This is a genomic window from Piscicoccus intestinalis NBRC 104926, from assembly GCF_001515525.1.
Lineage (GTDB): Bacteria > Actinomycetota > Actinomycetes > Actinomycetales > Dermatophilaceae > Kineosphaera > Kineosphaera intestinalis.
Map to the genome: position 1 here is coordinate 1 of NZ_BCNQ01000209.1, position 5,958 is coordinate 5,958.

At 70.8% G+C, this 5,958-nt stretch carries 3 protein-coding genes; all 3 read right to left on the reverse strand.

The features are described from left to right. Positions 1-131 precede the first annotated feature (131 nt). On the reverse strand, positions 132-2,840 hold the full coding sequence (gene gyrA / locus PINTE_RS19970) for a DNA gyrase subunit A (protein WP_068434147.1): 2,709 nt from the start codon (positions 2,838-2,840) through the stop codon (positions 132-134). A gap of 70 nt (positions 2,841-2,910) precedes the next feature. Continuing rightward, complete coding sequence (gene gyrB / locus PINTE_RS19975) at positions 2,911-5,082, reverse strand: DNA topoisomerase (ATP-hydrolyzing) subunit B (RefSeq protein ID WP_084343847.1); 2,172 nt, start codon at positions 5,080-5,082, stop codon at positions 2,911-2,913. Positions 5,083-5,507: 425 nt separating this feature from the next. Beyond that, positions 5,508-5,958: DciA family protein (locus PINTE_RS19980; protein ID WP_068434145.1), on the reverse strand; the 451-nt coding region annotated here is incomplete at its 5' end.

Here is a 5,958-nt window from a genome sequence, read left to right on the forward strand (position 1 = left end):
GCCGGCCCGGAGGACGCGGCCGAGGACCCCTGTCGGGCGGGAGCCGGGCCGCGGGTCGGCCCAGCGCCGCCCCCGGTGCGGGTGCCACCGCTCGTGCTACTCATTCACGGACCTCCGGGCTGTGCCTGCGCTCACTCCGCCGGCGGCGGGGACGGATCCTCCCCCTCGTCGTCGCCATTCAGGCCCTCGACGTGGGACGTTGTCACTTCCGACGGTACGCCACCGGCTCCGGGATCCTCGGAACGCGCGCCCGCAACCGGTGCGCCGGATTCCGCCGATTCACCCGCAGCACCGGGCGATTCGGACACCGGCTCGGCCTCCGAGCCGGCCAGCACCTCGTCCGTGCCCTCGGCCGCGACCGCGTGCTGGCCCTCCGGGTCCTCCTCCGGCTCGGCCCCCACGACCGGCTCGGCGTTGCGCGCGACCGCGACGATCGCGTCGCCGCGATCGGGCTTGGCGAACTGCACGCCCATCGTGTTGCGGCCGGTGCGGCGGATCTCGTCGACCCGGCTGCGCACGACCTTGCCCTTCTCCATGACGACCATGACCTCGTCGTTCTCGCCGACGATGAGGGCGCCGACGAGGTCGCCACCGCGATCGGACATCGCCGCGACCCGCACCCCGAGGCCCGCCCGGCCCTTGACCGGGTAGTCGGAGGCGGGGGTGCGCTTGGCCAGGCCGTTCTCGAAGACGACGAACACGTCGGGGTCGGCGTCCTGGGCGACCAGGCCCATCGCGAGCAGCTCGTCGCCGGCGCGGAACTTCATGCCGGTCACGCCGCTGGTCGCCCGGCCCATCGGGCGCAGCACCTCGTCGGCCGCGTGGAACCGGCTCGACTGCCCCTTGCGGGAGACGAGCAGCAGGTCGTCTTCCCCGGCGGCCACTCGGGCTCCGACGAGCTCGTCGCCGTCGCGCAGGTTGATCGCGATGAGGCCGCCGCTGCGCGGCGAGTCGTACTCGGCGAGCCGGGTCTTCTTGACCAGGCCCGAGCGGGTGGCCAGCACGAGGTAGGGCTTGACGTCGTAGTCCTTCAGCGCGAGCACCGCCGCGATGTGCTCCTCGGGCTGGAACGCGAGCAGGTTCGCCACGTGCTGGCCCTTGCTGTCGCGGCTGCCCTCGGGCAGCTCGTACGCCTTGGCCCGGTACACGCGGCCGAGATTGGTGAAGAACAGCAGCCAGTGGTGCGTGGTCGTCGTGAAGAAGTGCTCGACGATGTCGGCGCCGCGCAGCTGCGCGCCGCGCACGCCCTTGCCGCCGCGCTTCTGGCTCCGGTACTCATCGACGCGGGTGCGCTTGGCGTAGCCGCCGCGGGTGATCGTGACGACGACCTGCTCGGTGGGGATGAGGTCTTCCATCGACACGTCCCCGCCGAACGGCACGATCTCGGTGCGCCGGTCGTCGCCGTACTTGTCGGTGAGCTCGGTGAGCTCCTCACCGACGATCGCGCGCTGCCGCTCCGGCTTGGCGAGGATGTCGTTGTAGTCGTTGATGAGCCGCTGCAGCTCGTCGTGGTCGTCGACGATCTTCTGCCGCTCCAGGGCGGCGAGCCGGCGCAGCTGCATGTCGAGGATCGCCCGCGCCTGGATCTCGTCGATGTCGAGCAGTTCGATGAGGCCGTCACGCGCCTCCTCGACGGTCGGCGAGCGCCGGATCAGGGCGATGACCTCGTCGAGCGCGTCAAGCGCCTTGAGGTAACCGCGCAGGATGTGGATGCGCTCCTCGGCCTGCCGCAGCCGGTAGGCGGTGCGCCGGGCGATGACGTCGATCTGGTGGTTGACCCAGTGCCGGATGAACGCCGAGATCGGCAGCGTGCGCGGCACCCCGTCGACGAGCGCGAGCATGTTCGCCCCGAAGCTCGTCTGCAGCGGGGTGTGCTTGTACAGGTTGTTCAGCACCACCTTGGCGACCGCGTCGCGCTTGAGCACGATGACGAGTCGCTGGCCAGTGCGCCCGGAGGTCTCGTCGCGGATGTCGGCGATGCCGGCGAGGCGACCGTCCTTGGCGAGCTCGGCGATCTTCAGCGCGAGCGCGTCGGGGTTGACCTGGTAGGGCAGCTCGGTGACGACGAGGCAGGTGCGGCCGTGGATCTCCTCGACCTCGACGCGGGCGCGCATGGCGATCGAGCCGCGGCCGGTGCGGTAGGCCTCCTCGATGCCCTTGCGGCCCATGATGAGCCCGTGGGTCGGAAAGTCGGGGCCCTTGATGCGCGCCAGGCACGCGTCGAGCAGCTCCTCCTTCGAGGCCTCCGGGTGCTCCAGCAGCCACAGCGCGGCGTCGGCGACCTCGCGCAGGTTGTGCGGCGGGATCTGCGTGGCCATCCCGACCGCGATGCCCGCCGAGCCGTTGACCAGCAGGTTCGGGAACCGCGCCGGCAGCACCGCGGGCTCCTGGCTCTTGCCGTCGTAGTTGTCCTTGAAGTCGACGGTGTCTTCGTGGATGTCGCGCACGAGCTCCATCGCCAGCGGCATCATGCGGCACTCGGTGTACCGGCTCGCGGCCGCGCCGTCGTTGCCGGCGGAGCCGAAGTTGCCCTGCCCGTCGATGAGCGGGTAGCGCATCGACCACGGCTGCACGAGCCGCACGAGGGCGTCGTAGATCGCGCTGTCTCCGTGCGGGTGGTACTGCGCCATCACGTCGCCGACGACGCGCGCGCACTTGTTGTAGCCGCGGTCGGGCCGGAACCCGCCGTCGTACATCGCGTAGACGATGCGCCGGTGCACCGGCTTGAGCCCGTCTCGCACGTCGGGCAGCGCGCGGCTGACGATGACGCTCATCGCGTACTCGATGTAGCTGCGCTGCATCTCGGTGTTGAGGTCGACCGGTTCGACCCGGTCGACCATGCTCGGCGGCTGCTCGGTCACGAACTAGACCTCTCGACAACGAGTGGACGGAAGGGGGAGGGTCGCGCGCTCACGCGTCGAGGAACTGCACGTCGCGCGCGTTGCGCTGGATGAACGAACGTCGCGATTCGACGTCTTCACCCATGAGCACGGAGAAGATCTCGTCGGCAGCGGCCGCGTCGTCGAGGGTCACCTGGAGCAGCACCCGCTGGTCGGGGTCCATCGTGGTCTCCCACAGCTCCTGGTAGTTCATCTCACCCAGACCCTTGTAGCGCTGGATCGGGGCGTCCTTGGGCAGTCGCCAGCCCTGCGCCAGTCCGGCCGCGACCATCTCGTCGCGCTGCCGGTCGGAGAACGCGAACTCGTGCTCGTGGTTGGTCCACTTGAGCCGGTACAGCGGCGGCTGCGCGAGATAGACGAAGCCCGCCTCGATGAGGGGGCGCATGAACCGGAACAGCAGCGTGAGCAGCAGCGTGCGGATGTGCATGCCGTCGACGTCGGCGTCGGCCATGAGCACGATCTTGTGGTACCGCGCCTTGTCGATGTCGAAGTCCTCACCGACGCCCGTGCCGAAGCCGGAGATGAGGGCCTGCACCTCCTGGTTGGCCAGCACCTTGTCGATCCGGGCCTTCTCGACATTGAGGATCTTGCCGCGGATCGGCAGGATCGCCTGGTTGAACGGGTTGCGCCCGGCCTTGGCCGAGCCGCCTGCCGAGTCGCCCTCGACGATGTACACCTCGCTGACCGTCGGGTCCTTGCTCTGGCAGTCGGACAGCTTGCCCGGCAGCGAGTTCGACTCCATGAGGCCCTTGCGGCGGGTCGCCTCACGGGCCTTGCGGGCGGCCATGCGCGCGGCGGAGGCCTGCACGGCCTTGCGCACGATGTCCCTGCCCTCGTTGGGGTGGCGCTCGAGCCAGTCGCCGAACCGGTCGTACATCGCCGACTGCACGAAGCCGCGCACCTCGGAGTTGCCGAGCTTGGTCTTCGTCTGACCCTCGAACTGCGGCTCGCCGAGCTTGACGGAGACGACGGCGGTCAGGCCCTCGCGGATGTCGTCGCCGGTGAGGTTGTCGTCCTTGTCCTTGAGCAGCTTCTGCTCGCGGGCGAACCGGTTGACGAGGTTGGTCAGCGCCGTGCGGAAACCCTCCTCGTGCGTGCCGCCCTCGTGGGTGTTGATCGTGTTCGCGTAGGTGCGCACCGACTCGCTGTAGGAGCCGGTCCACTGCATCGCGACCTCGAGGGAGAGCGCCCGGTCGGCGTCTTCGGTCTCGAAGTCGATGACCTCCGGGTGCACCGCCTCCGTCTTCTTCGCCGAGTTGATGTGCCGCACGTAGTCGATGAGACCGCCGTCGTAGCGGTAGACGACGGTGCGCCCCCGGGGCCGGCCCGCGGAGTCGGTGGCGACCTCGCCCTCACGGTCCTGCTGGGCGCGAGCCTCCGCCTCGGGCTTCTCGTCGGCGTCGGCGACCCGCCCGGCGACCGCGTGCTCCTCGTCCTCGGCCATGTCCTCGGCGACCGCGACCGCGTCTTCGCGCTCGTCGGTCAACGTGATCGTCAGGCCCTTGTTGAGGAAGGCCATCTGCTGGAAGCGGGCCCGCAGCGTCTCGAAGCTGTACTCGGTGGTCTCGAAGATCTGCGGGCTGGCCCAGAACGTGATCGTCGTGCCGGTCTCGTCGGTGGCCTCGCCCTGAGCCAGCGGCGCCGTGGGCACGCCGTGGTCGAACGCCATCCGGAACACGTGGCCCTTCTGGCGCACCTCGGCCTCGAGGCGGGTCGACAGCGCGTTGACGACGGACGACCCGACGCCGTGCAGCCCGCCGGAGACCTTGTAACCGCCTCCGCCGAACTTGCCGCCGGCGTGTAGCTGCGTGAGCACGAGCTCGACCGCGGACACGCCCTCGACGGGGTGGATGTCGGTGGGGATACCGCGGCCGTTGTCCTGCACGCGCACCCCGCCGTCCGCGAGCAGCGTGACGTGCACCTCGGTGGCGTACCCCGCGAGGGCCTCGTCGACCGCGTTGTCGACGATCTCGTAGACGAGGTGGTGCAGGCCGCGCTCGCCGGTCGACCCGATGTACATGCCCGGCCGCTTGCGCACCGCCTCGAGCCCCTCGAGGACCGTGATGGCGCTCGCGTCGTACGCGGGATCCCCGGCGGCGTCCGCGGGCGGGGCCGGAACGTGGCCGGCGGCCGGATCCACGGGCTGCTCCGGCGCAGGGTCGTGCGAAGGCGTGTCGGACACGGTCCTCCCTCACTGTGGGCCGTCACGCGGCCGGTCGAGATGGCAGTCGCCCGCGGGAGCCGTGCTGCCAGGGTTGCCATGCTGCCGGGCTGCCGGGTCGTCGTGCGGGGCTGTCGTTCGGGCTGTCGGTGGCTCGCTGCCCGTCGCGCCCGATGGTGGCGTGCAGCCCCTCCATGATACCCCTGCGCCTGAGGTGACCCGTCGCCAGAGGCCCTGAAACGCCGATGAGAGCGATTGAGGCCCCGGTTCAGTGTCCCCATACGCAATAGGGGGCTCGTCGCGCCACAGCGCCGATACGCACGCATCGTGCCGGGATCCCCGCGTGTCGTGCCCGCGACGGCGGTCCGTGCGGTGGTTCGCACCGCGACACGCCGGTTCTCGGCGTCGGCCCGCGGGTTCTATCCACAGGCGGCGCCCGCCGACGCTCAGCCGTATGTGTCGCGGGGGCCGCGGCCGGCGACGCGGCGCGGTCCCTTGCGCCAGGAGGGTGCGCTCGGGCCGACGATTCGCAGCGCGGTGACGACACCGGCTCCCGCTTCCTCCTCGAGCCGGGCCAGCAGCGTCGCCGTCTGATAGCGCAGCGCGGTCGCCCAAGCGGTCGAATCGGCCCGCACGAGCAGCTCGCCGTCGGTGAACGTCACCGGCGTCGTGTGCTGGGCGATCTCGGGACCGACGATCGCCGGCCACCGCCCCATCACCGACCCGGCCGACACATCGACCCGCCAGCCGCGGTCGAGGAGCAGCTTGTCGATCTGCTCACCGAGCAGGGCGGGGTCGCGCCCGTCCCGCCCGCTGGCCGAATACGCCTGGTCCTCGACGCGTTTGCGACGTCGCCGCGGCGCCGAGCCGGGGCGCAGTCCCCGCGCGGCGGCGGCG